Source organism: Streptomyces sp. NPDC029836 (assembly GCF_055574495.1).
This window is the reverse complement of sequence record NZ_JBVHZI010000002.1, coordinates 401,571-422,434: the sequence shown is the minus strand read 5'-3', so window position 1 is coordinate 422,434 and position 20,864 is coordinate 401,571. Positions and strand designations below refer to the sequence as shown.

16 protein-coding genes are annotated in these 20,864 nt (G+C 72.6%); 6 read left to right on the top strand and 10 right to left on the bottom strand.

The annotated features are described in order from the left end of the window. Positions 1–180 precede the first annotated feature (180 nt). The 3 genes from sucB to ACZ4XJ_RS07695 form a co-directional block, all read right to left on the bottom strand. A complete protein-coding gene (sucB, locus tag ACZ4XJ_RS07705) occupies positions 181–1,977 on the bottom strand; it encodes a 2-oxoglutarate dehydrogenase, E2 component, dihydrolipoamide succinyltransferase (protein ID WP_468495617.1) in 1,797 nt (598 codons plus the stop codon). 54 nt (positions 1,978–2,031) lie between these two features. Then, positions 2,032–3,420, bottom strand: coding sequence for a dihydrolipoyl dehydrogenase (gene lpdA / locus ACZ4XJ_RS07700; RefSeq protein WP_362877246.1), 1,389 nt, complete (start codon positions 3,418–3,420; stop codon positions 2,032–2,034). 310 nt (positions 3,421–3,730) lie between these two features. Then, positions 3,731–5,260 carry a leucyl aminopeptidase gene (locus ACZ4XJ_RS07695; protein WP_362877247.1) on the bottom strand — a complete coding sequence of 510 codons (1,530 nt, stop codon included), beginning with the start codon at positions 5,258–5,260 and terminating at the stop codon, positions 3,731–3,733. 358 nt (positions 5,261–5,618) lie between these two features. Between ACZ4XJ_RS07695 and ACZ4XJ_RS07690 the strand changes: the two genes are divergently transcribed. From ACZ4XJ_RS07690 to ACZ4XJ_RS07670, 5 genes are all read left to right on the top strand, one after another. Further along, the gene (locus ACZ4XJ_RS07690) at positions 5,619–7,649 is read left to right on the top strand and encodes a hypothetical protein (protein ID WP_468495616.1); all 2,031 of its coding nucleotides are present in this window, start codon (positions 5,619–5,621) and stop codon (positions 7,647–7,649) included. 112 nt (positions 7,650–7,761) lie between these two features. Continuing rightward, positions 7,762–9,276, top strand: a complete 1,515-nt coding sequence (pelF, locus tag ACZ4XJ_RS07685; RefSeq protein ID WP_468495615.1) for a GT4 family glycosyltransferase PelF — start codon at positions 7,762–7,764, stop codon at positions 9,274–9,276. After that, complete coding sequence (locus ACZ4XJ_RS07680; RefSeq protein ID WP_468495614.1) at positions 9,273–10,868, top strand: hypothetical protein; 1,596 nt, start codon at positions 9,273–9,275, stop codon at positions 10,866–10,868. The genes pelF and ACZ4XJ_RS07680 overlap by 4 nt, the downstream gene beginning before the upstream one ends. Positions 10,869–10,930: 62 nt before the next feature. Then, the gene (locus ACZ4XJ_RS07675; protein WP_362877273.1) at positions 10,931–11,581 is read left to right on the top strand and encodes a spherulation-specific family 4 protein; all 651 of its coding nucleotides are present in this window, start codon (positions 10,931–10,933) and stop codon (positions 11,579–11,581) included. Beyond that, a complete protein-coding gene (locus ACZ4XJ_RS07670; RefSeq protein ID WP_468495613.1) occupies positions 11,578–12,384 on the top strand; it encodes an endo alpha-1,4 polygalactosaminidase in 807 nt (268 codons plus the stop codon). The genes ACZ4XJ_RS07675 and ACZ4XJ_RS07670 overlap by 4 nt, the downstream gene beginning before the upstream one ends. A gap of 85 nt (positions 12,385–12,469) precedes the next feature. On the opposite strand, the gene ACZ4XJ_RS07665 is transcribed toward ACZ4XJ_RS07670, so the two are convergent. From ACZ4XJ_RS07665 to ACZ4XJ_RS07645, 5 genes are all read right to left on the bottom strand, one after another. Further along, complete coding sequence (locus ACZ4XJ_RS07665; RefSeq protein WP_362877252.1) at positions 12,470–13,687, bottom strand: sensor histidine kinase; 1,218 nt, start codon at positions 13,685–13,687, stop codon at positions 12,470–12,472. A gap of 37 nt (positions 13,688–13,724) precedes the next feature. Continuing rightward, positions 13,725–14,447: a hypothetical protein gene (locus tag ACZ4XJ_RS07660; protein ID WP_468495612.1), complete on the bottom strand. Its 723-nt coding sequence runs from the start codon at positions 14,445–14,447 to the stop codon at positions 13,725–13,727. Further along, positions 14,444–16,327 carry a phosphatidylglycerol lysyltransferase domain-containing protein gene (locus ACZ4XJ_RS07655; RefSeq protein WP_362877254.1) on the bottom strand — a complete coding sequence of 628 codons (1,884 nt, stop codon included), beginning with the start codon at positions 16,325–16,327 and terminating at the stop codon, positions 14,444–14,446. Before ACZ4XJ_RS07655 ends, ACZ4XJ_RS07660 begins: the two co-directional genes overlap by 4 nt. A gap of 80 nt (positions 16,328–16,407) precedes the next feature. Next, entirely contained in the window at positions 16,408–17,472 is a 1,065-nt protein-coding gene (gene cobT, locus ACZ4XJ_RS07650; RefSeq protein ID WP_468495611.1) for a nicotinate-nucleotide--dimethylbenzimidazole phosphoribosyltransferase, read from the bottom strand. A gap of 106 nt (positions 17,473–17,578) precedes the next feature. Beyond that, a complete protein-coding gene (locus ACZ4XJ_RS07645; protein ID WP_362877256.1) occupies positions 17,579–18,784 on the bottom strand; it encodes a bifunctional adenosylcobinamide kinase/adenosylcobinamide-phosphate guanylyltransferase in 1,206 nt (401 codons plus the stop codon). 94 nt (positions 18,785–18,878) lie between these two features. Between ACZ4XJ_RS07645 and ACZ4XJ_RS07640 the strand changes: the two genes are divergently transcribed. Further along, the gene (locus ACZ4XJ_RS07640) at positions 18,879–19,091 is read left to right on the top strand and encodes a hypothetical protein (protein ID WP_362877257.1); all 213 of its coding nucleotides are present in this window, start codon (positions 18,879–18,881) and stop codon (positions 19,089–19,091) included. Positions 19,092–19,150: 59 nt separating this feature from the next. Here ACZ4XJ_RS07640 and ACZ4XJ_RS07635 read toward each other — a convergent pair whose 3' ends face one another. Then, positions 19,151–19,885 carry a class I SAM-dependent methyltransferase gene (locus tag ACZ4XJ_RS07635; protein ID WP_362877274.1) on the bottom strand — a complete coding sequence of 245 codons (735 nt, stop codon included), beginning with the start codon at positions 19,883–19,885 and terminating at the stop codon, positions 19,151–19,153. 92 nt (positions 19,886–19,977) lie between these two features. Further along, complete coding sequence (locus ACZ4XJ_RS07630) at positions 19,978–20,586, bottom strand: DUF3043 domain-containing protein (protein WP_384000788.1); 609 nt, start codon at positions 20,584–20,586, stop codon at positions 19,978–19,980. Positions 20,587–20,864 lie beyond the last annotated feature (278 nt).

Here is a 20,864-nt window from a genome sequence, read left to right as displayed (position 1 = left end):
TCGGCTCTTCATCTCCTGTGGGGGCACGCGGGGCCTGATGCCGTAGACAATACGGCGGCGTGGCCTGCTGCGATGCGTTCCGTGCGAGTGACGCATCGTGAGGCTCGTTACAACGCCGAAGCCCCCGTCCGGACGAATCCGGGCGGGGGCCTCGTAAACGGCGTTTCGGGTCCGGGGACCTCAGAGGCCGAGCTCGACCTCGAACTCGCCGGCCTCAAGGATCGCCTTGACGGCCGAGAGGTACCGGGCCGCGTCCGCGCCGTCCACCAGACGGTGGTCGTAGGACAGGGTCAGGTACGTCATGTCGCGGATGCCGATGTTGGTGCCCTCGGCGGTCTCGATGACCACCGGGCGCTTGACCGTGGCACCGATGCCCAGGATGGCGACCTGGTTCGGGGGCACGATCACCGTGTCGAACAGCGCGCCGCGGGAGCCGGTGTTGCTGATGGTGAAGGTCGCGCCCGACAGCTCGTCCGGCGTGATCTTGTTGCCGCGGACCTTGCCGGCCAGATCGGCGGTCGCCTTGGAGATGCCCGCCAGGTTGAGGTCACCGGCACCCTTGATGACCGGGGTCATCAGGCCCTTCTCGGAGTCCACGGCGATGCCGATGTTCTCCGAGTCGAAGTAGGTGATGGTGCCCTCGTCCTCGTTGATCCGGGCGTTGACGACCGCGTGGGCCTTCAGCGCCTGGGCCGCGGCCTTGACGAAGAACGGCATCGGGGACAGCTTGACGCCCTCGCGGGACAGGAAGCCGGCCTTGGCCTTCTCGCGCAGCTTCATGATCTTGGTGATGTCCACCTCGACCACGGAGCTGAGCTGCGCCTGCGAGTGCAGGGCCTTCATCATGTTGTCGCCGATGACCTTGCGCATGCGGGTCATCTTGACGGTCTGACCGCGCAGCTCGGACACCGCGGCGGCCGGAGCCTTGGCGGCGGGAGCAGCGCCCCCGGCAGTCGCAGCAGCCGGAGCGGCGGCAGCGGCCTTCGCGGCCTCGGCGGCGGCGATGACGTCCTGCTTGCGGATGCGGCCACCGACACCGGTGCCCGAAACCGTGGACAGGTCGACGCCGGACTCCGAGGCGAGCTTGCGCACCAGCGGGGTCACGTACGCGCCCTCGTCGCCGGCCGGAGCCGGGGCGGCGGGAGCGGCCGGGGCCGCGGCGGCCACGGGCGCCGGAGCGGCGGCCGGAGCCGCGACCGGGGCGGCGGCGGCCGGAGCGGCAACCGGAGCCGGAGCGGCGGGAGCCGGAGCAGCCGGAGCCGGAGCAGCCGGGGCGGCCGGAGCCGGAGCGGCTGCCGGAGCCGGGGCGGCGGGTGCCGGGGCGGCCGCCGGGGCGGCACCGGCGGCGCCGATGACGGCCAGACGGGCGCCGACCTCGGCGGTCTCGTCCTCGGCCACCAGGATCTCCAGCAGGGTGCCGGAGACGGGGGCGGGGATCTCGGTGTCGACCTTGTCCGTGGAGACCTCGAGCAGCGGCTCGTCGGCCTCGACGGACTCGCCGACCTCCTTGAGCCACCGGGTGACGGTGCCCTCGGTGACGGACTCGCCCAGCGCGGGCAGGACGACATCGGTGCCGGACGCGGCCGGAGCCGCGGGGGCCTCGGCGGCCGGAGCCTCGGCGGCCGGAGCCTCAGGGGCCTCGGCGGCCGGCGCCTCAGCGGCGGGGGCCTCGGCGGCGGGAGCCTCGGCAGCCGGTGCCTCGGTGGCGGCCGGAGCCGCGGCCGGGGCCGCGTCGCCGGACCCGTCGTCGATGACGGCCAGCTCGGCGCCGACCTCGACGGTCTCGTCCTCGGCGACCTTGATGGAGGCCAGGATGCCGGAGACGGGCGACGGGATCTCGGTGTCGACCTTGTCGGTCGAGACCTCGAGCAACGGCTCGTCGGCCTCGACGCGCTCGCCCTCGGCCTTCAGCCAGCGGGTGACAGTGCCCTCGGTGACGCTCTCACCGAGCGCCGGAAGGGTTACGGAAACCGACATGGTTTCAGTTGCTCCTAACGAAAGTGCGGAAGTGGTCGTCGCGCCCGCGAACGATCAGTCGTGTGCGTGAAGCGGCTTGCCGGCCAGGGCCAGGTGGGCCTCGCCGAGCGCTTCGTTCTGGGTCGGGTGGGCGTGGATGAGCTGCGCGACCTCGGCCGGCAGGGCTTCCCAGTTGTAGATCAGCTGAGCTTCGCCGACCTGCTCGCCCATGCGGTCACCGACCATGTGGACGCCGACCACGGCACCGTCCTTGACCTGGACGAGCTTGATCTCACCCGCGGTCTTGAGGATCTTGCTCTTGCCGTTGCCCGCCAGGTTGTACTTCAGGGCCACGACCTTGTCCGCACCGTAGATCTCCTTGGCCTTGGCCTCGGTGATGCCGACGGACGCGACCTCGGGGTGGCAGTACGTCACGCGCGGGACACCGTCGTAGTCGATCGGCACGGCCTTGAGGCCGGCCAGACGCTCCGCGACGAGGATGCCCTCGGCGAAACCGACGTGCGCGAGCTGGAGGGTCGGGACGAGGTCACCGACGGCGGAGATGGTCGGCACGTTGGTCTGCATGTACTCGTCGACCAGGACGTAGCCGCGGTCCATCGCGACGCCCTGCTCCTCGTAGCCCAGGCCCTGCGAGACCGGACCGCGACCGATGGCGACCAGCAGCACCTCGGCCTCGAAGGTCTTCCCGTCGGCGAGCGTCACGCGGACGCCCGACTCGGTGTACTCGGCCTTCTCGAAGAAGGTGCCGAGGTTGAACTTGATGCCGCGCTTGCGGAAGGCACGCTCAAGGATCTTCGAGCTGTTCTCGTCCTCGACCGGGACGAGGTGCTTGAGGCCCTCGATGACGGTGACGTCGGTGCCGAAGGACTTCCACGCCGAGGCGAACTCGACGCCGATGACGCCGCCGCCCAGGATGATCGCGGACTCGGGCACGCGGTCCAGGACCAGCGCGTGGTCCGAGGAGATGACGCGGTTGCCGTCGATGTCGAGACCCGGCAGGGACTTCGGCACGGAGCCGGTCGCCAGGAGCACGTGGCGGCCCTGGATCCGCTGCCCGTTGACGTCGACGGAAGTCGGGGAGGAGAGGCGACCCTCACCCTCGATGTAGGTCACCTTGCGGGAGGCGACCAGCCCCTGCAGGCCCTTGTACAGGCCGGAGATGACATCGTCCTTGTACTTGTGCACTCCGGCGATGTCGATGCCCTCGAAAGAGGCCTTGACACCGAACTGTCCGGCTTCGCGCGCCTGGTCCGCGATCTCACCGGCGTGCAGCAGAGCCTTCGTGGGGATGCAGCCGTTGTGCAGGCAGGTGCCGCCGAGCTTGTTCTTCTCGATCAGCGCAACGTCGAGACCCAGCTGGGATGCGCGGAGCGCCGCGGCGTAACCGCCACTGCCACCGCCGAGGATCACCAGGTCGAAAACGGTGCTGGCGTCGTTCGCCACGTCACGTCCTCCATGCATGTGCGCCGGGCACCGGTCCTCAGTGACCGGGCGGCGGCTGGTATTCGGCCGCTTGTTTCTTCGGCCCTGTGGTGGGGGCCCTGTCCTGCCGAGAACCCATCTTCGCATTTGTCGGGGGAACGCGGGACGCCGGGCCCCCGCGGTGGACCGTCGTTCCGCCCGAAGTAACGGTTACCCATGCGTAGAAACCTACTGATCCTCGACGTTTCTTCCAGAGCGAACGCGCCCCGGGCCCCTCGGCGGGGTCCCGGGGCGCGCTGCACCCGGTGGAACGGGTCCCGGGGATCGGACGTCAGCCCAGGTCCCCGGTGGCGGTGCGCTCGGCCAGCCGCACCAGGGTGCGCACGGCGGAGCCGGTGCCGCCCTTGGGGGTGTAGCCGTACGGGGCGCCCTCGTGGAAGGCGGGGCCCGCGATGTCGAGGTGGGCCCAGGTGATGCCCTCGCCGACGAACTCCTGGAGGAAGAGGCCGGCGACCAGGCCGCCGCCCATCCGGACGCCCATGTTCGCGATGTCGGCGGTGGGGGAGTCCATGGTCTTGCGCAGGTCCTCGGGGAGCGGCATCGGCCAGGAGGCCTCGCCGACCTCCTCGGCGATCTCGTGGATCGAGGTGCGGAAGGCGTCGTCGTTGGCCATGATGCCGAAGGTGCGGTCGCCCAGGGCCAGCACCATGGCGCCGGTCAGGGTGGCGACGTCGACGATCGCGTCCGGGTTCTCCTCGGAGGCCCTGGTCAGCGCGTCGCCCAGGACCAGCCGGCCCTCGGCGTCCGTGTTGAGGACCTCGACGGTCTTGCCGCTGTACATGCGCAGCACGTCGCCGGGCTTGGTGGCGGAGCCCGACGGCATGTTCTCGGCCAGGGCGAGCCAGCCGGTCACGTTGACCTGGAGGCCCAGCTTCGCGGCCGCGACGACGGCGGCGAACACGGCGGCGGCGCCGGCCATGTCGCACTTCATCGTCTCGTTGTGGCCGGCCGGCTTCAGGGAGATACCGCCCGAGTCGTAGGTGATGCCCTTGCCGACGTAGGCGAGGGTCTTCTCCGCCTTGGGGTGGGTGTAGGACAGCTTGACCAGGCGCGGCGGGTTCTCGGAGCCCTTGCCGACGCCCATGATGCCGCCGTAGCCGCCCTTGACGAGGGCCTTCTCGTCCAGGACCTGGACCTTGATGCCGTTCTCCTTCGCGGTCGCGGACGCGACGGCGGCGAAGGCCTCGGGGGTGAGGTCGTTCGGCGGGGTGTTGATCAGGTCACGGGCGATGTTGACCTCGGTCGCCACGACGGAGGCACGCTCGGCCGCGGCCTTGTGCTCCTTGTCGCGGGGCTTGGCGCCCAGCAGCGTCACCTCGGTGAGGGGCTGCTTGGGGCCGGAGTTCTTGGCGCCCTTCTTCTCGCCGCCCTGGTAGACGGTGAAGGCGTACGCGCCCAGCAGCGCGCCCTCGGCGACGGCGGTGACGGCGGAGGCGTCGTCCAGGGGCAGGGCGAAGGCGGCCTTCTTGGCCCCGTGCAGCGCGCGGGCGGCGGCGCCGGCGGCGCGGCGCAGGGCCTCCTCGTCGAAGGACTCGTCCTGCTCGGGCACGGGGCCCAGGCCGACCGCCAGCACGACCGGGACCTTCAGGCCGGCCGGGGCGGGCAGCTTGGTGGTCTCGCCTTCGGCGCCGGAGGCACCGAGCGCGTCGAGCACGGCGGCGAGCTTTCCGTCGAACGCCTTGTCCACGGCCTCGGCGCCGGCGGCCACGACGGGGCCCTTGGGGCCCTTCGCCACGCCGACCACGAGGGCGTCGGCGCGCAGCGTCGACGCGCCGGCAGTGCTGAGAGTCAGAGCAGTCACGGTGGTGAAGTCTCGCTTCCGTTTGTGTATGTGGGCGCTGTGGTCGCGTCGGGGTCGCCGGCCGCTCCGCAGCGATCGTATTCCGGGCCCGACGGCCGCCGGAAATGAGCCTACGCGCAGCCACTCGTCCGTACGTCACTCGAAGGTTTGGCAAGTTGTTCGATCAGGACGGCGTCAGGTTCACCCATCTGTGGCCTCTGTTCCAGGTTTGCCCTTTAGACCTGACGAGGTCCGAGAGACTCGGCCCACTCTCGCAAGGGGACGCGGGGTTCCTTTGCATGATTTTCCACAGAGCCTTCCGGGCCCGGCCAACCCCACAGGGCCGAGCCGAGGGACGCCTGCGGGGGGAAAGGCCGAAATGGTCAACAAGAACCGGATGAACAGGGTTGCCGCAGCGATGGCGGCAGCGGCCCTGATGTCCGTGGCAGTACCCGCCGCGACCGCCGAGGCGGCCGTGACACCGCGCGTCGACCTGAAGGTGCTGGTCGTCGACGACGGCGGCAGCTCGGTCGAGGCGATCACCGCGGAACTCCGCGACACCGGAGTGCCGTACACCCGGGTCGACCTGGGCAGCGCGAGCCGGCCGGTCATCAACGCCGCGTTCCTCAGCGACACCGTGGACGGGCGGCCGCGGGCCAAGTACCAGGGGGTCGTGCTCCCGAACGAGAACCCGTTCGGGACGGGTTCGACCGAAGCGGCCGCGCTCGCCTCGTACGAGACGACGTACGGGATCCGTCAGGTCGACGCCTACACCTGGGCCCACCCGGGCGTGGGCCTGGAGTACACCGACAACGGCGGCTACGGCGGCCAACTCGACGGCACGCAGGCCACGGTCACCGCGGCGGGCAAGGCGGGGCCCTTCGGGTACCTCGGCGGGCAGGTCGAGTTCGAGGACAACTCGTCGCTCATCCTGGAGAGCTACGGGTTCATGGGCAAGCCGAGGGCCGGTTACACCAGCCTGCTCGACGCCCCCGTCCCCGGCGGCACCGGCCGGGCCTCGCTCGTCGGTGAGTACACCCACGACGGGCGCAGCGAGCTGGTCGTCACCTTCGGCTACAACCAGCACCAGCAGCAGTACCGGCTGTTGGCCCGGGGCATCGTCGAATGGCTGACGCAGGGGGTCCACCTCGGGCAGAGCCGCCAGTACTTCGCCGTCCACGTCGACGACGTGTTCGCGCCCGACGCCCGCTGGAACCAGGACCTCAACTGCACGCCCGGCGACTACGCCTGCGCGGGTGGCGAGGGCCAGGAGAGCACGATCCGGATGACCGCCGCCGACGCGCAGTACGCGGCGCAGTGGCAGACGTCCAAGAACTTCAAGCTGGACATGCTCTTCAACGCGGGCGCCGGCGAGGAGTGGAAGGCGGAGAACGGCGGCGTCGACGCGATGACGGCGCAACTGGTCGCGGACCGGGCCAAGTACCGCTGGATGAACCACACCTACTCGCACCCGTTCCTCGGCTGCGTGCAGGACGTCACCACCGTCCCGTGGACCTGCACGAAGAACGCCCAGGGCGCCATCAACTGGATGAGCCGGGCGGAGATCTCCGCGCAGATCCGCGACAACAACAACTGGGCGGCCTCCAAGGGCATCACGACCGACCGCACCGAACTCGTCACCGGCGAGCACTCCGGTCTCAAGACCGCCCCGCAGCAGCCCCAGGACAATCCCAACCTGGCCGGCGCGCTCGCGGACAACGGCGTGAAGTGGGCCGGCAGCGACAACTCCCGCGAACCGGCGCAGCGGGCGGTCGGCGCCGCCCTGACGGTCCCGCGGCACCCGATGAACGTGTACTACAACACGGGCACCAACGCGGAGATGGCCGACGAGTACAACTGGATCTACACCAGCCGGGCCGACGGCGGCAGCGGTGCCTGCGAGGACAACCCGGGCACCTCGACCTGCCTGCCGGCCCCGCTGGACGTCACCACCGGCTTCCTGGACCACATCGTCCCGCAGGAGGCCCGCATCGCGATGCGGCACGTGCTCGCCAACGACCCGCGGCCGCACTACGTCCACCAGTCCAACCTGGCCGAGGACCGGACCCTGTACCCCGTGGTCAACCGGGTCCTGGACACCTACCGGGCGCTGTACGCGCCCAGCGCCCCCCTCGTGAACCAGAGCATGAAGGACACCGGCGTCGAGCTCGGTCGGCGCGCGGCCTGGGACAAGGCCCTGGCCGAGAACAAGGTCACCGCGTACCGCATCGGCAAGGACGTCACCGTCAAGGCGCCCTCCGGCGTCGTCGCCCCGGTGACCGCGCCCAACGGCACGAAGAAGCAGCTGCTGCTCGGCACCGCGGACTTCGGCACCGCGTACGCCGGCACCCGTTCGACCTGGACGGCTCCCGAGCTGCTCCAGTCGGCGGTCACGCTCAGGCTCCTCTGACCTACGGGCCGTACCGTCCGGCCCGAGCAAGCCACCAACAGTTCAACCTAGCGCCGGCGCACCGCGAATCCCACGGGCGCCGGCCCCTTAGCGTCCTGGGGGGACACACCGCATGAGCCATGGGCGTCATGTCACCATGCTCACCGAAGGCACCTATCCACACGTTCACGGGGGCGTCAGCACCTGGTGCGACCAACTGGTCCGCGGCATGCCGGAGGTGGACTTCAACGTCATAGCCCTCACCGGCTCCGGACGCGAGCCGGTCACCTGGGAACTTCCGCGCAACGTCTACCGGCACACGGCCGTCCCGCTCTGGGGTCCGGCCCCGCCCAGGACCCGGCGGTCCACCCTGCGCGGCAGGGCCCACCGCCGTTTCACCGAGACGTACGAGAACTTCCTGCTCTCCCTGATCGACCCCGCCCACGGCGGGTTCTCCGAGGCGCTGGGCGAGATGGCCGAACTGGCCCGGGCCGGACGGCTCGCGCCGGCCCTGCGCTCCGAATCGGTGCTGCGCCTGCTGATGAACGCCTGGACCCGGCCCGGACTCGTCACCGCCGAGGCCGAGCCCACCATCCACGACGCGCTCACCGCCACCGACCTGCTCGAACACGCCCTGCGCCCGCTGTCCGTACGGATCCCGCCCGACAGCGTCGCGCACGCCGTCAGCAGCGGCCTCGCGACGCTCCCCGCCCTCGCCGCCAAACGCCTCGACAAGGTGCCCTTCCTGCTCACCGAGCACGGGATCTACCTGCGCGAGCGCTACCTCGGCTACCGCACCGCGGCGCAGCGCTGGCCCGTCAAGGCCCTCATGCTCGGCTTCTACCGCGAGCTGAACACCGAGGGCTACCGGCAGGCCGACCTGATCACCCCGTGCAACCAGTACAACCGTCGCTGGGAGGAGCGCGGGGGCGCCGACTCCGAGCGGATCCGCACCGTCTACAACGGGGTCGACCCGCACGCCTTCCCCGAGGCCGGCCGCGAGCCCGAGGTGCCCACGCTCAGCTGGTGCGGGCGGATCGACCCCATCAAGGACCTGGAAACCCTCATCCGCGCCTACGCGTTCATGCGCGAGGAGCTGCCCGCCCTGCGGCTGCGCCTCTTCGGCCCGGTCCCGGCGGGCTGCGAGGAGTACCGGATCCGGCTGGAGAAGCTCGGCGTCGAACTCGGCGTGAGCGACGGCATCACCTACGAGGGCCGCATCGAGCAGGTCGCCAAGGCCTACGCCGCGGGCAGCATCGTGATGCTGTCCAGCATCAGCGAGGGCTTCCCCTTCAGCATCATCGAGGCCATGTCCTGCGGCCGCACCACGGTCTCCACCGACGTCGGGGGCGTGCGCGAGGCCGTCGGCGACACCGGGCTCGTCGTCCCGCCCCGGGAACCGGAGACCATGGCCCGGGCCACCCTCGCGCTGCTGCGCGACGACGCCCGCCGCCTCGAACTGGGCCGGATGTCCCGCAAGCGGGTCGTGGAGAAGTTCACCCTCCACCAGTCCGTGGACGGCTTCCGGCACATCTACCGGGAACTCGCCGGCCAGCCCGTCCTGCCCGTGCACGAGGGCGACACCTGGACGCAGCGGCTCGCCGACCCCTGGTACAAGGAACTCGCGGCCGACGGGAGCCTGTGGTGAGCGGCTCCCTCTGGCTCAAGCCCCCCGGGTCCGAAGGGGCCCGGGGGCCCGGTCCCGGCTCCCCGGGCCGTCGCGGCGCGCAGTGGCCGCCCGGCGTGGACGGCGCCCTGCCGGCGATCCCCAGGCCGCGCCGGGAGGCGCCCGCCGCCGACCCGATGGACGAACTCGCCGAGCGGCTCGACCCGTTCATCTCGGCGGCCGTCCACCCCGACGAGATCGCCGCGATCCTCGAATCCGACGGCATGACCGACGAGTACATCCGGCTCACCTACGGCCGGCACGACTCCTTCGGTCTCGCCGAGGAGCTGTACGCCCGGGTGCCGCGCTCCTTCCCGGAGCCGGACCGCGTCACCGACCCCTGGAAGGTGTCCCTCACCGCCTGCCTGCTGCGCGGGGTGATCTTCGCCCTGCCCGGCCTGGCGTACCTCCTCGGGGCGCCGCTCCTGGACGGCCCGCAGGACCGGCTCGGTCTGCCCGCCGGCACCCTGACCCTGCTCGCCGGGGCCCTCATCGGCTGGGTCTGGGACCAGACCCTGTCCCACCGGGCCTACTCCTGGCTGGGCCTCGGCGACCGGGCCGCCGCCGGGCGGACCCTCCTCGTCGGGGCCCCCGTCGGGTCCCTGCTGGGCACCGCCGCCGCGCTCGCGGTGCCCGGCGGGCCGCCGTTCTCGTACGCCTTCGCCGCCGGGCAGGCCCTGTACGTGGGGGCCGCCACCGTCCTGCTGGTCCTCGGCCGGGAGCGGGTGCTGCTCGCCGCGCTCGCCCCGATGGCCGCCGGGGCGCTGCTGGCCCTCTTCGTCGACCTGCCCGTCCCGGTGCGGGTCACCCTGCTCGTCGTGTCCCTGCTGGCCGCCTGCACCCTCGCCGTACGGGAACTGCCGCTGGCGGCCGGGCTGCGGTCCGCCGCCCGCCGGGTCCGGGGCTGGACCCGGCACCGCCCGGGCGAACGCGGCCCGGTGCGCTGGCAGATGCTGCGCGGCGCCGAGGAGGAGCACAGCCGGCGCGGACCCCGCATCGGGGACTCCGTCCCGTACGGGGTGTTCGGCCTCGGCACCGGCCTGCTCGTGCTGTACGCCGCGCTCGGGGAGGTCCTCGCCGGGGGGCCCGCCGAGGCGGTCGCCGCACCCTCGGCGGTCGCCCTCACCCTCAGCATGGGCCCCGCCGAATGGCTCCTGCACCGGTTCCGCAGCGGCAGCCTCGCGGGGCTGCGGGCGGCCCGTTCGCCCCGCGCCTTCCGGCACCGGATGCTGACCACCCTGGCCCGGTGCCTGGCCACGTACCTGGCGGTGCTGCTGGTGCTCGGCGTCACCGGCACCCTGCTGTGGCCCGACGCCCCCGGCCTCACCGGGTTGCGCGTCGCGACCCTGCTCCTCCTCGGCGCCGTGATGTGGACCGGGCTGCTCCTGCAGTCCTTCGGGGCGGTCCGACCCGCCGCCGTGGTCTGCGCCTCGGCGGCCGTCGCCCAGAGCCTGGCCCTGCTGGTGGGGGTCGGCCAACCCCGGCTGGTGCAGGTGGCGGTCGCCGCGACGGCGGCCGCGACGCTGACCGTCCTCGTCTGCCTGCTCCTCGGCCGGGCGACGGCCCACCGGTGAGCGACTCCCGCGACCCCTTCGACTCCGACGCGAAGGGCCGACCGTACGAGAAGAAGGACCCCATGCTCCTGGTGCCCCTCTACGAGCACCCCGCCGACCGTCCCGACGCCTGGGAGCGGCTGATCCGCTCCGCGGGCCGGCTGCACTCGGTGGTGCTCAACCCCGACAGCGGCCCGGGCGCGGCCCGTGACGAGCGGTTCGCCGCCGTCGCCGAACGCCTCCGCGACGCCGGCGTCGCCGTCCTCGGGTACGCCGACACCGACTACGGGCGGCGCCCGCACGGGGCCGTCGTCCAGGACCTGCTCCGACACCGCGACTGGTACGACACCGACGGGGCCTTCCTCGACCAGGCCGCCGCCGGGCCGGAACTCCTGCCGCACTACACGCGCCTCGCCGTCGCCGCCCGGGCGGCCGGCGCCCGTACGCTCGTCCTGAACCACGGCGTCCACCCGCACCCCGGCTACGCCGGGCTGGCCGACCTGCTCGTCACCTTCGAGGGGCCCTGGGACGCCTACCGGGACGAGGCCACCGCCCCGTCCTGGACTGCCGACCACCCCGCGCAGCGCTTCTGCCACCTCGTGTACGCCGTCCCCCCGGACGCGCCCGCCGCCGAACTCGCGGCGCAGCGCCGGGCGGGGGTGCACTGCGCGGTCCCCGGTACGGGCGCGCACCCGTGGGGGACCCTCCCGTACGCCGTGGAGGCGGCCGGATGAAGCGTTTCGCCGCCCTCGTGGTCACGGCGCTGCTGCTGCTCACGGCCTGCTCCTCCGAGCCGGACGACGAGGACCCGGCGCCGGCCCCGGAGCCGGCGCCGGGGGAGCGCTGGAAGCCCGCGCCGGGCATCGGCTGGCAGTGGCAGCTGAGCGGCGGGCTCGACACCTCGATCGACGTGCCGGTCTACGACGTGGACGGGTTCACCACCACCAAGGAGCAGGTCGCCGGGCTGCGCAAGGACGGCCGCCGCACCATCTGCTACCTGTCCACCGGCGCCTGGGAGGACTTCCGGCCCGACGCGGGCGACTTCCCGAAGTCGCTGCTCGGCAAGGGCAACGGGTGGAAGGGCGAACGCTGGCTCGACATCCGCCGGCTCGACGCGCTCGAACCGCTCATGGCGGCCCGGTTCGACATGTGCCGGGACAAGGGCTTCGACGCGGTGGAACCCGACAACATGGACGGCTACGACAACGCCTCCGGGTTCCCGCTCACGGCCGACCACCAGCTCGCCTACAACCGGCTGATCGCCCGCCTCGCGCACGACCGGGGGCTGTCGGTCGGCCTGAAGAACGACCTCGACCAGATCCCGCAGCTGGTCGACGTGTTCGACTTCGCGGTCAACGAGCAGTGCGCCGAGTACCGCGAGTGCGAGCGGCTGACCCCGTTCATCGCGGCGGGCAAGGCCGTGTTCCACGTCGAGTACGAGCTGCCCGCGGACCGGTTCTGCGCCCGCTCCAGGGAGCTGAAGCTCAGCTCCCTGGAGAAGAAGTACGAACTGGGGGCTTGGCGCAAGGCCTGTTAGGCCGTCACTGTCGGATCCGGTCGGTCGGGGCCGGTCGGTCGGATCCGGTCGGTCGGATCCGGTCGGTCGGGGCCGGCCGGCTCGGTCAGGCGGGGAGGATCGCGTGGACGCGGTAGCCGCCGCCGAAGCGGGGGCCGGCGAAGCAGGATCCGCCCAGGGCGACGGCCCGTTCGCGCATGCCGAGCAGGCCGTGCCCGCCGTGCGGATCGATCGGCTCCGGCGACGGGTCGGCCCCGTCGCCCCCGTCGTCGAGCACGGTGACCTCCACCGAGGCGCCGACCCGCACCACGCTCACCTCGGCCCGGGCCCCCGGACCGGCGTGCTTGCGGACGTTGGTCAGCGCCTCCTGGATGACCCGGTAGGCCGTCAGGTCCACGGGCGAGGGCAGCGCCGTCCGCTCCCGTCCCAGCTCCACGAACACCTCCACCGGCAGGCCGGCGTTGCGGAAGGTGTCCAGCAGCCCGTCCAGTACGGCCAGTCCGGGCGCCGGCTCCGTCGGGGCCTCCGGGTCGCCGGACTGCCGCAGCAGGCCGACGGTGGCCCGCAGCTCGTTCAGCGCGGAACGGCTGGCCTCCCGTACGTGCGCGAGGGCCTCCTTGGCCTGGTCCGGGCGCCGGTCCATGACGTGCGCCGCGACGCCCGCCTGCACGTTGACCAGGGCGATGTGGTGGGCGACCACGTCGTGCAGGTCCCGGGCGATGCGCAGCCGTTCCTCCGCGACCCGGCGCCGGGCCTCCTCCTCGCGGGTGCGTTCGGCCCGTTCGGCGCGTTCGCGTATCGCGTCGACGAAGGCCCGGCGGCTGCGGACCGCGTCACCGGCCGCCGCGGCCATCCCGGTCCAGGCGAAGATGCCGAGGTTCTCCTGCGCGTACCAGGGCAGCGGGCCGGCCAGCATGGCCACGCCCGTCAGTCCGGCCATGGTGAGCAGCCCTATCCGCCAGGTCGTGGGCCGGTCGGTGCGGGACGCCACCGTGAACAGGGCAATCACCGCGCACATCACGACGGGCGCCCGCGGTTCGCCGGTCGTCAGTTCCAGCAGCGACAGCCCGCAGGTGACGGCGAGCACGGCGCGCGGCCGTCTGCGCCGCTCCACCAGGGTCGCCGCGCCGAGCAGCATCAGCAGCAGGGAGAACGGCTCCGGGGCGCGCGTCCCGAAGGTGGGCCCGTGCGGTCCGTGCGGGTCGGCGAAGGATCCGACGACCATCGCCGCGAACGCCCCGACCGCGAGAGCGGCGTCGGTGGCCAGCGGATGGATCCGCAGCCACTGCCGGGTACGGGCGAACGGCCCGGGGTCTGTGCTCACCCGGACACGGTACGGGCTGCCGCGCGGCCCGCGCCGGTCAGGCGGGCCGCGGCGGAGGCGGCGGCGGGGGCCGCCGGCCGAGCGGGGCCCGGGAGCGGGCGGGACCCCACTGGGCCCGGACCGCGCAGAGCGCCATGACGGCGGCGATGGCCGCCAGGTGCTCCTTGCCCGCGAGGTTGTTCTTGAAGACCACCTCGCCGATCATCACGACGACCACCAGGGCCCCGGTGAGGTAGGCCCGGTAGCGCCAGCACACGTGGATCGCGAGGCCGACGACGGCCGCGGAGGGCCCGGTGTCGTTGACGATCCGGTCGGACTCCGGCAGGCCGAGGGGGTGGTCGGAGCCCAGCGAGAGGCCGATCCGGGCGTACGTGGTGCCGGCGAGGGTGGCGACGTACCCGATGAGCAGGGTCCGCCACCAGCCGACGCAGATCTCCGAGATCCCGAAGACCAGCAGGATCTGGGCGAGCGCCCCCCACACGGGCAGGTCCAGCGCCGGCACGCACAGCGACAGCGGGGTGCGCAGCAGCGCCAACCACAACGGATCGGCGGCTTTGACCGAGCCGAGGTCCTGGACCGGTTGGAAGCCCCAGGAGGTGTTCTGCACGATCTGGAAGACGGACGTCAGGCACACCGCGCCGATCGTCATCGGGACGGCCCGCCACCCGTCCCGTACGAGCGCGTCCCGGACGGTCCCGAACAGGGGACCCCACTCGCGGTGGGCGAAGCGTCGCAGGGGGCCCGTCGTCCGTGCTGTCACCTCATCGTCTCCAGATGTCTGCGATGCAGCCACTTCGGCAGGCCGGGTGCCTCCAGGAAGCCCTCGGCCCGACCCGCCGCGATGCCGATCCGCAGCAGGTCGGAACTCTTCTCGAAGAGCATGAACCGCGGTTCCCAGATCGGCCGGTATTTGGCGTTGGCCCGGTAGAGGGACTCGATCTGCCACCAGCGGGAGAAGAAGCTCAGCAGCGAACGCCACATGCGCAGCACCGGACCCGCGCCGAGCCTGGACCCCCGCTCGAAGACGGAACGGAACATCGCGAAGTTCAGCGAGACCTGGGTGACGCCGATCTCCTTGGAGCGTTCCAGGAGTTCGATGACCATGAACTCCATCAGACCGTTCTCGGAATCGCGGTCACGGCGCATCAGGTCGAGGGAGAGCCCCTTGGGTCCCCACGGCACGAAGGACAGCACGGCGCGCAGGTCGCCGTTCCCGTCGGTGCACTCCAACATCACGCACTGGCCGTCGTCCGGGTCGCCCAGCCGGCCCAGTGCCATGGAGAAGCCGCGCTCGGTCGCGCCGTCGCGCCAGTCGTCGGCCCGCTCCAGCAGGACCTTCATCTCGGCGGCCGGGATGTCGCGGTGCCGCCGGATCCGGACGGTGTACCCGGCCCGCTTGACCCGGTTGTAGGCCTGGCGGACGGTGCGCATGGCCCGGCCGTCCAGGGTGAACTCGGCGGTCTCCACGATGGCTTCGTCGCCGAGTTCCAGGGCGTCCAGGCCGTGTCGGGCGTAGATCTGCCCGGCCTCCTCGCTCGCGCCCATCACGGCCGGCACCCAGCCGTGCTCGCGGGCCTGCGCCAGCCACGGTTCGATCGCCCCGGGCCAGGCCTCGGGGTCGCCGATGGGGTCGCCGGAGGCCAGCGAGACCCCGCCGACGACCCGGTAGGTGACGGCGGCCTTCCCGGTGGGGGACCAGATGACGGACTTCTCGCGGCGCAGCGCGAAGTAGCCGAGGGAGTCGCGGTCGCCCTGCTTGGCGAGCAGCGCCCGCAGCCGTTCCTCGTCCTCGGCGGTGAGCGCGTCGACGGCCCGGCGCGAGCGGAACGCGGCGAAGAGCACGGCGAGCAGCAGCAACATCGACATCACGTTGATGAAGACGTCGACCCAGCCGGGCGTGGTGATCGCGTTGTACGCCTTGTCGTCGGGCGCCAGGGTGATCAGCCGCATCACGCCGTACCGCCAGCGGGCCAGGAACGTCGCGTCGGCCCGGTCGGCGTCGGAGTTGGTCGCGCCGACGAGGAGGGCGGCGATCAGCGAGGTGACGAGCAGGCCGACGGCGCCGACCGCGGTCGCCAGCTTCGGGTTCGAGCGGTCGCCCTTGGCGTAGAACTCGTGGCGGCCCAGCAGCAGGGCGCCGACGAAGGCGGCGGTCAGGGCGAGCGAGACCCAGTTCTGTGCGTGGTCGCGGAACTCCGGGTAGCAGAAGTCGAGTTCGCCACCGGAGCAGGGGGCGAGGGCGGCGACCGCGAAGGCCAGCAGCAGCAGTCCGCTGACGACGAGGTTGAGGATCCAGGCGGCCCGCTTGCGGCGGCCCATGGTGACCGCGAGCAGCAGCGAGAAGAGTCCGGAGGCGAAGCCGGCGGTGAGCAGGTACGGGGTGTAGAAGTCGGCGGTGTTGTGCCGCCGCAGGTCCTGGCCCAGCGACAGCCACACCGCGCTGAGGAAGTTGATGAAGGTGACGGCCCGCAGGTACCAGACCGCGAAGCCCGCGGCGCGCCGCGAGCGGGGGGTCCCCCTGCGGGTCTCCGGCCTTCCGGCGGGGTCGCCGCCGGAATCCTTCCTGCCGTCGGCACCCTTGCCGGCCGCCTGATCGAGGCTCCGGTCGGTCTCTGCGCTGGTCAAGCGGACCTCTCCCATGAAAAGCGATGATATGGGGCATCGCAGTCCACAGGCGTCGCGGGCGCCGCGGACCGGTCAGGTCCGCGGTGCCCGTCGCCTCAGTCCACCGGCGCTTCCACGGCCCGCTCCGGGAGGTCCGCCGCGAGTGCGGCTGCCGCCTGGACCAGGGGGAGCGCCAGCAATGCCCCGGTTCCTTCTCCCACTGTGACGCCGTGGTCGAGCACGGGGTTGAGTGCCATCCGATCGAGCGCCTTCGCCTGGCCCGGTTCGCCACCGGCCTGACCCGCCAACCACCAGTCCGGAGCGCGGAACGCGGCGCGTTGGGCGACCAGTCCGCACGCAGCCGAGACGACACCGTCAAGGATGACGGGCGTACGGCGCACCGCGCACTGGAGGAGGAACCCGGTGATCGCGGCGACGTCCGCGCCGCCGACCGTCGCCAACAGGGCCACCTGGTCGCCGAGGACCGGACGGGCCCGGCGCAGCGCGTCCCGGATCGCGGCGCACTTGCGCATCCAGGTCAGGTCGTCGATCGCGACCCCGCCGCGGCCGGTGACCACGGAGGCGTCCGTGCCGCAGAGCGCGGCGACGAGGGTGGCGGCCACCGTGGTGCCGCCCACGCTCAGGTCCCCGAGGACGACCAGGTCCGTACCGGAGTCGGCCTCCTCGTCGGCGATGCGGATGCCGAGTGCCAGGGCGGCCCGCGCCTCCTCGATCGTCAGGGCGTCCTCGCGGTCGATCCGACCGCTGCCGCGCCGGACGCGGTGGCGCACGACGTCCTCGGGCAGCAGTTCGGGATCGCAGTCCAGACCCGCGTCGACGATCCGTACGCCGGCGCCGAACCGGTCGGCCAGGATGGCCACCGGGCTGTTCCCGTCGAGGACGGAGCGGACCAGTGCGTGGGCGCTGCCGGCGGGCCGGGCGGAGACGCCCTCGGCGGCGATGCCGTGGTCGGCGGCGAACAGCACCACGCGCGGCCGCTCCAGGGGCCGGACCGGGACCCGGCCCTGCGCCGCGGCCAGCCACTCGGCGAGTTCGTCGAGCCGGCCCAGGGCGCCGGGCGGCACCACCAGGCGCTCACGGCGATCCTCGGCGTCACGCCGGACGCCCCCGTCGGGGCGCTCGATCAGATCGGAGAAGTCGTCGAGATTCAGCGTGGTCATCTGCCAGAGCGTACAGCCGGTGAGGCCCTGCCCAAGCCCCCCGCGCGCGGGGTCGACGGGCCCGTCCGGGGCCGGTTCGGCCCGGGTCGGGACCGGGGGCCCCGCGCTACTCCTTGAGCACCGCAACCTGTCCCGCGACGACCAGCAGGACGTGCTCGCACTCGCCGGCCACCGCGTTGTTCAGCCGCCCCAGCTCGTCCCGGAACCGGCGCCCCGACGCGGTCGCCGGGACCACCCCCGAACCCACCTCGTTGCTGACCAGCACCACCGGGCGACGCGTCGCGCGGACGGCCGCCACCAGGTCGGCGACCCGCTCGCGCAGCCGCTGCCGCCCGTCGGTCGCCCACACCGCGTCGTCCCAGGCCCCGACCCGGTCCATCGCGTCGGTCAGCCACAGCGCGAGGCAGTCGATCAGCAGGGCCGGCCCGGGCGCCTCCAGCAGCGGTACCAGTTCGCAGGTCTCCGTCGTCCGCCAGCTCGCCGGCCGCCGCTCCCGGTGCAGACCGACCCGCTGGGCCCACTCCGAGTCACCGGCGCGGGTGCCGCCCGTGGCCACGTAGACCACCTCCGGGTAGCCGGCCAGTCGCCGCTCCGCCTCGTAGGACTTGCCCGAGCGGGCGCCGCCCAGCACGAGGGTCCGGCGCGGCACGTACGGCCCCTCGTGGTAGTCGCCGACCACCACCGTGGTGCCGTCCGGCACGACCCGCGCTCCGGCGGCCGCGCAGCGGCGCTCCAGTTCCCGCCCCGGCGGGGTGTCGTGGTCCAGGTGCACGGCGATCACGTCGGTGGCCGGGCCGATCGCCCCGCTCGCCCGCAGCCGCGCCAGCGCCTCGGGCCGGCCCGTCACGTCGGCCAGCACCATGTCGTACGCCCGCCGCGCCGTCGTCCCGTTGGTCCCGGCCGGCGCCCCGCCCGGCGGCAGGTACAGCAGCCGGCTGCCGTCGGGGCCGGTGACGTCGTAGCCGGTGCCCGGCGCGTCCATCGGGACCGCCCGCACCCGGTGCCCGCTGATCACCGTGACCTCACGCCCGTCCGGGACCCGCCCGGCCGCAGGCAGCCCCGGCGGCAGCTCGACGGGCGGCCCGTCGTGCGGATGGGTGAGCAGCACCTGCCGTACGCCGGCCAGCGAATGGCCCGCCCGGGCCCCGGCCAGCACGGCCCCGGGGGTCAGGTCGAGGAGCAGCGCCCCGTCCACGAGCACGGCGGTCGCCGCGCGGGACCGGGTGCCCACGGAGACCGCGCAGGCGGCGCAGGGACAGCCGGGGCGGGGCAGTCCTTCGGGTGTACCGGTGCCGAGCAGAGTGAGTTCCACACGGAGATCCTCCCGCGTCCTCGGGACTGCTGCGCGCCCGGTTACTCTGCGGGCACACTCAACGTGCAAGAGCGGACGAGCAGCGGAGGCGGACATGGCGTGGACGTGGCGGTTCGAGACGGCCGAGGGCACCGAGACCACTCCGGCGGTGACACCGGAGGAGTTCACCACGCAGGGGGACGCGGAGTCCTGGATCGGTGAGTACTGGAAGGACCTGCTGGAGGGCGGTACCGAGCAGGTGAAGCTGTCCGACGACGCCGGCACCGAGCTGTACACGATGAGCCTGCGAGCGGCTCTCGACGCCTGATCCGGCAACAGGTCGTCCGTCCCCGGCCCGAGGGCCGGGGCGGACGCTCCGGGGTGGCGTCAGCCGCGGACCCCGCACAGGTGCAGCAGCGCCGCGACCGCGCGGTACGGGTCGGTCCGCCCGGCGCGTTCCTCGGCGGCCAGCAGCCGCTCCAGTTCCTCGTCGCGGGGCAGTGCGTTCCCGGCCTCGGTGCCGTCGGTGAAGACCCGCACCCCGTACCAGGTGTGCAGGGGCGCCCCGATCCCGGACAGGGTCGCCGTCAGGCCGGCCAGCCGGTCGGCCCGTACGTGGAGGCCGAGCCGGTTCGTGTAGTCGACGGTGTCGAAGGCGGCCAGCGCGGCCGTCCAGTCACCGGCCTGGCCCGGACGCATGGCGAGGGCGTCGCCGTTGCGCACGAGCAGGGACAGCAGGCCGCCCGGGGCCAGCATGCGGGCGAGCCCGGCCAGCATGGCGTCGGGTTCGGCCACGTACATCAGCACCCCGTGGCAGAGCACCACGTCGAAGCTGCCCGGCCCGAAGTGGGCGCCGGTCTCCCGACCGTCACCCTCCAGCAGCCGGACCCGGTCACGGATCCCGGCGGGTTCCGCGGCCAGGGCCGCCCGCGCGACCTCCAGCATCTCCGGGTCCTGTTCCAGGCCGGTGACCTTGTGCCCGGCGCGCGCCAGGCGCAGCGCCTGGGTGCCCTGCCCCATGCCGACGTCGAGGACCCGCAGCCGCTGCCCGACCGGGAAGCGGTGCGTGATCTGTTCCTCGACCTGCCGGCCGACGAGTTCCTGACGGACGGCGTTGCGCAGTCCGCCGAGACCTTCGAGCCATAGCCGGGAGCCGCCGGCGAAGCCGTCCCCCGGGGTCCCGGCCCGGCCGGGCGCCGGGGGCGTCCCTGCGGTCAGGGCCGTTCCCCGCGCTTGACCTGGGGCTTCGGCAGGCGCAGCCGGCGCATCTGGAGGGTGCGCATCAGGCCGTACGCGACGGCGCCGCGACGGGGCTCGTCCGCGAAGCGCTCGTTGAGCGCCTTGCGGAGCCGGATCACGAGGCCGATGGAGTCGATGATGATCAGGACGATCACGCCGAGCCACAGCATCAGGGCGATGTTCTGGATCGACGGCACCCGGACCATGCTCAGCACCAGGATGATCACCGCGAGCGGCAGGAACATCTCGGCGACGGAGAAGCGGGAGTCCACGAAGTCGCGGACGTACCGGCGTACGGGGCCCTTGTCGCGGACGGGCAGGTAGCGCTCGTCGCCACTGGCCAGCGCCTCGCGCTGCTTGGCCATCTCCACGCGACGGCGCTCACGGGCTCGCTTGGCGTCCTCCTTGCGGTTGCCGGTCGAGGCCACCACGGCCTTGCGCTGCGACTGGGCCACAGCACGCTTCGGCGTCGGGCGGCCCTTCGGGGCCTGCGGGTTACGGGGCTGCGAGAGGTCGGCGCTCACCTTGTCGGTGGCGGCGGCCTTCTCTTCCTTGGAGGAGCGGCTACCAAACACAAAACCCAAGCCTACGTGGTCCAGGGCACGCACCCCACCCCGGCGGGGAACGATCCGGCAACGGCGGGCGTCTTCCCAGTAGCGGTTCCCCGTGGGCACTCCCGGGTATCCCCGGAGCATCCGGGGTTCTCGGGGATCACCTACTCCTTACGCCTGACACGGTGCGGGCGTAGTCGTCCTGGAGGAGGAGCGCATCCGTACTCGATCAGTGCGGTAATGGAGACAGGGCCCGTACTGTGGGTCCTGTCGGTGACCTTGAGCGAAGTCCGTCAGAAGGGGGCGCGCGA

What these genes read in the sequence shown, in the direction of transcription:
- sucB (WP_468495617.1), bottom strand. Translation starts at nt 1,977, where the DNA reads ATGTCGGTTTCCGTAACCCTTCCGGCGCTCGGTGAGAGCGTCACCGAG.
- ACZ4XJ_RS07690 (WP_468495616.1), top strand. Translation starts at nt 5,619, where the DNA reads ATGGTCAACAAGAACCGGATGAACAGGGTTGCCGCAGCGATGGCGGCA.
- pelF (WP_468495615.1), top strand. Translation starts at nt 7,762, where the DNA reads ATGAGCCATGGGCGTCATGTCACCATGCTCACCGAAGGCACCTATCCA.
- ACZ4XJ_RS07675 (WP_362877273.1), top strand. Translation starts at nt 10,931, where the DNA reads ATGCTCCTGGTGCCCCTCTACGAGCACCCCGCCGACCGTCCCGACGCC.
- ACZ4XJ_RS07670 (WP_468495613.1), top strand. Translation starts at nt 11,578, where the DNA reads ATGAAGCGTTTCGCCGCCCTCGTGGTCACGGCGCTGCTGCTGCTCACG.
- ACZ4XJ_RS07655 (WP_362877254.1), bottom strand. Translation starts at nt 16,327, where the DNA reads ATGGGAGAGGTCCGCTTGACCAGCGCAGAGACCGACCGGAGCCTCGAT.
- cobT (WP_468495611.1), bottom strand. Translation starts at nt 17,472, where the DNA reads ATGACCACGCTGAATCTCGACGACTTCTCCGATCTGATCGAGCGCCCC.
- ACZ4XJ_RS07640 (WP_362877257.1), top strand. Translation starts at nt 18,879, where the DNA reads ATGGCGTGGACGTGGCGGTTCGAGACGGCCGAGGGCACCGAGACCACT.